At 63.1% G+C, this 3,113-nt stretch carries 5 protein-coding genes; all 5 read right to left on the bottom strand.

What is annotated here, in order from left to right:
• Positions 1–135: 135 nt before the first annotated feature.
• The 5 genes from QZY03_RS12335 to QZY03_RS12315 all read right to left on the bottom strand — a co-directional run bounded on the left by QZY03_RS12335 (position 136) and on the right by QZY03_RS12315 (position 2,964).
• Positions 136–1,092 (bottom strand): head decoration protein, encoded by a 957-nt coding sequence (locus QZY03_RS12335; RefSeq protein WP_295581412.1) that lies wholly within the window; start codon positions 1,090–1,092, stop codon positions 136–138.
• Positions 1,089–2,030, bottom strand: a complete 942-nt coding sequence (locus QZY03_RS12330; RefSeq protein WP_295581410.1) for a hypothetical protein — start codon at positions 2,028–2,030, stop codon at positions 1,089–1,091. Before QZY03_RS12330 ends, QZY03_RS12335 begins: the two co-directional genes overlap by 4 nt.
• A gap of 111 nt (positions 2,031–2,141) precedes the next feature.
• A complete protein-coding gene (locus QZY03_RS12325) occupies positions 2,142–2,468 on the bottom strand; it encodes a hypothetical protein (protein WP_295581409.1) in 327 nt (108 codons plus the stop codon).
• Complete coding sequence (locus QZY03_RS12320) at positions 2,468–2,773, bottom strand: hypothetical protein (protein ID WP_295581407.1); 306 nt, start codon at positions 2,771–2,773, stop codon at positions 2,468–2,470. Before QZY03_RS12320 ends, QZY03_RS12325 begins: the two co-directional genes overlap by 1 nt.
• A complete protein-coding gene (locus QZY03_RS12315; protein ID WP_295581405.1) occupies positions 2,773–2,964 on the bottom strand; it encodes an ADP-ribosyltransferase domain-containing protein in 192 nt (63 codons plus the stop codon). The genes QZY03_RS12320 and QZY03_RS12315 overlap by 1 nt, the downstream gene beginning before the upstream one ends.
• Positions 2,965–3,113: the final 149 nt, after the last annotated feature.

Genomic DNA, 3,113 nt, shown 5'->3' with positions numbered 1-3,113 from the left:
TGCCGAAAACTGGGCATCTCGTTCTGGGACTACCTGACCGACCGGATCGAGCAGCACGGGGCCATCCCTCCTCTGGCGGATATCGTCCGTGAGCGTGCCCTGGCGGGCGCCGCTGTGCCGTGAGTTATTGAGAAGTTACCGAGCGATGACGTTGCGAGCGGACAACTGCCGATAGGCTTCCGCCTTCTGCGCCGCGGTGACGGTGGATTTCCAAGCCAGTTTGTTGGTGAAGACCTCGGCGTTGCGCACGATGGCGACCGCATTCTGTGCCGCGCTGGTAGCATCGGCCGCCGCCAGCAGGACGCCCCATGCCTCGTTCGCGCCATTCACCGCCGTGGGGTCCCACAGCACGGCTTCGGGTGCGGTGTAGCCGGCGACGATGATGTTGAAGTAGTTTCCGAGGATGAAGTCGGTCGCATCGGTCAGGGTGAAATTCACGTGGTCGGAGGTAAAGGACACCGCGCCCGTGGACGTGGTACCCATCAGGAAACGACCGATCACTGCCCCTCTTGGGGAAATGACATCAAAGTCGCCGCCTTCGGCCACTGCCACGCGATTGATGACCTTATAGGTACCGAGTTCCGCCAGTTTCCCGAGCGTGATCGCGGTACAGGTTCCGGTCCCGGTGCCGCCCACCACCACCGGCGTTCCGCCCGCCGTTACGACGACGGTAAAGGAGTTGGCGGTGATGAAATCCGTGTTGTCGGTCAGCGTAAAGGACAGATGGCTTGACGTATACCGGGCGCTGCCACCGGTCGTGGTGCCCATGCTGAAAGATGGGAGCGCGGTACCATCGGGGGCCGTCACGGAGAATACGCCACCGTGGGCGACGGCCGCGGTGCACTGGATGACATAAGAGCCGACCTGAACGTCAGGCCCAAATGTCAGCAAACTCATGGTGCCGTTGCCGGTGCCGCCTGCTACAGCAGGAATGGGGGCCGCGGCTTGGCGCTTGGTGATGCGCCCCAGGACTGAGCCAGGGGTCAGCGACCCCGCACCGGCAGCGATCACCACGGCCTCACGGCTCAGGGTGTTATCCGCCTCGCCAATCAGGAACTCACCCATGCGGGCGGGCATTGTCTGGATGGTCATTTCGCGGCACTCCGACGGGCTTCATAGATCGCGGAAAAATCCAGCGCCTTCGCGGCCGGGTTCGGCGGATTCGGGTCGCCAACCGCCTGCTCACTAAACAGATGGGACGGGGCCGCGGGTTTCGACGCCGCGCGCAGGTCGGCGGCGAAGTCGGCGAACGCTTCAGCGGGCAGGGCCAGGTAGTGCGGCATCAGCTTCTCGGGGCACGGCCGGCCAAGCGAGGAAAACAGGGTCTCGACTTCGCGCGTGCGTGATGCGGTGCGCTCGGTGGCCAGGGCCGTTTCGGCCGCTTCGGCGCGGGCGGTCAAGGTGGTGACCTGCGCGGTCAGTTCCGCCACCAGGGCGGGATTGGTCTCGGGGGCTGCCATGGTGGGGGCCTCATTGATGAGCGGTGGGGGTCGACTCAGCACGTCAGCGCGAGTGCGGTGGTCATAACCCGTGGGCGTGAAGGACAGCTCGCGGATGCGGGACTGACGGAAAATGGTGAGGGGGCCGAAGAAGGTACGGCCGTTCAGTTGGACCTGGGTACCGGGGGCGATCTCCTCGACGGAGCCAGGATCAGCGTGAACGGACAATTGCCACGGGAAGCCCTCGTCGGCGTTTTGCGCCAGCACTTGCGCACTCGCGTTACTCAGCAGCGTGCCGGCAACCATCAAGGCATTGGCGGCAACCGCCAAGGCGCCGACGCCAACGGGGATGTCGCGCTCGTGGTTGAGCAACACCGGGCAGGGGTCCAGCAAGACGATACTTGCCAGGTCGATGACGAGGTTACCCCAGGCCCAATGATCGGGGATCACATCGCCGGAGTAGGCGACCCCGGAGAATCGTCGGCGCGAGGTTGGGTCTTTGGCATTGGCATCGGCCGGGTCCAGGGTCGGGGCTGGGGCCTCGAACTGGTAGGCGGCGGGTTCGGTGCGATAGGGCGCGGGTGTATCCATGCCCGCACGGTAGACCCCGCGCGGGCAGAAGTTAAGCGCAACAAGTTGTAAGAACCCAAGAAAGGTGTGGCATCCGTGCCTTGTTGGTCAGTCCGTGGCGACTGCGCCGCCCTATTTAGCTGTTCGAGAGCCGGACTTCTGCGCTTGCCTCATCACGTGCCAGACCTGCATATAGGCGTCATGCCGGTCGGAATCGCGCACCGATCCCTTGAAGTTCCGATAATCGATCGTCGTCGCCTGATCGGCCAGGGCTTGTGCAACCTGGGTCCGCGGGATCACCGCACGGAATCGGTAATCCGCATCCGGTGTGATCTCGACCGGGTAGCCAGGGAAGACCCGCTCCAGGTCGCCAGCGATCCGCGCACGAACCAGCAGATCGTCCGGGCGGTCACGGTGGGCGACGATGGACAAAAATGCATCGGACAGGAAAACCCACATCAGGCATCACTCCCCAGCATGGCGCTGTCGACCGGTCCGGTAAATTTGCCCTTGGCGCGCTCGTAGGCTTCCGGGTCGGTGCGCTTGAGTTTCTCAGCCCATGGGGCATCCTTGTCACCGCGGGCGTCAAGTTCAGCGCGTGCGACCACCATCATGGTCTCGTGTTGTTCCAGCGCGGCCAGGTATTCCTCAGGCGTCTGGCCCAGTGCGTCGCACTGGTTCTTTACCCAGTCCTCCGTGAAATAGTGAGCGTTTGTCGGGTTCGACACGTGATACTTGGCAATGATCATTGTGGTTGCGTTCATCAGATTTCCTTCAGTGCTACTTCGTAGCGGTTGCCATTTTGTTCTGCCTTGGCGACCCTGAACTTTGCCCGCGTGCCAAACAGAACTTCATTTTCGCTTTGAAACTGCGAGATATCGGCGATTCTCACCCCTCCCTTACCCTTGATCGTCAACCAAACGAGCTTTGACGAGAAGGCCGGCGTGGTGGACACGTGGCTCCGCAGCAATTCCAAATTTGGGCGGCACCGCGCGACCTCTGGTGGATGCGGCGCGCGCGACCGCCGTGCCGAGTCCCCGAGACCGAGCGGCGCGCCTTATCCACCCTACAACGGAGCCGGTTTCGTAGGGTGGATAAGCGCAG

The organism is uncultured Lamprocystis sp. (assembly GCF_903933125.1).
Classification (GTDB): domain Bacteria; phylum Pseudomonadota; class Gammaproteobacteria; order Chromatiales; family Chromatiaceae; genus Thiodictyon.
This window is presented reverse-complemented; position numbering and strand designations above follow the sequence as displayed.

What these genes read in the sequence shown, in the direction of transcription:
- QZY03_RS12335 (WP_295581412.1), bottom strand. Translation starts at nt 1,092, where the DNA reads ATGACCATCCAGACAATGCCCGCCCGCATGGGTGAGTTCCTGATTGGC.
- QZY03_RS12325 (WP_295581409.1), bottom strand. Translation starts at nt 2,468, where the DNA reads ATGTGGGTTTTCCTGTCCGATGCATTTTTGTCCATCGTCGCCCACCGT.
- QZY03_RS12330 (WP_295581410.1), bottom strand. Translation starts at nt 2,030, where the DNA reads ATGGATACACCCGCGCCCTATCGCACCGAACCCGCCGCCTACCAGTTC.
- QZY03_RS12320 (WP_295581407.1), bottom strand. Translation starts at nt 2,773, where the DNA reads ATGAACGCAACCACAATGATCATTGCCAAGTATCACGTGTCGAACCCG.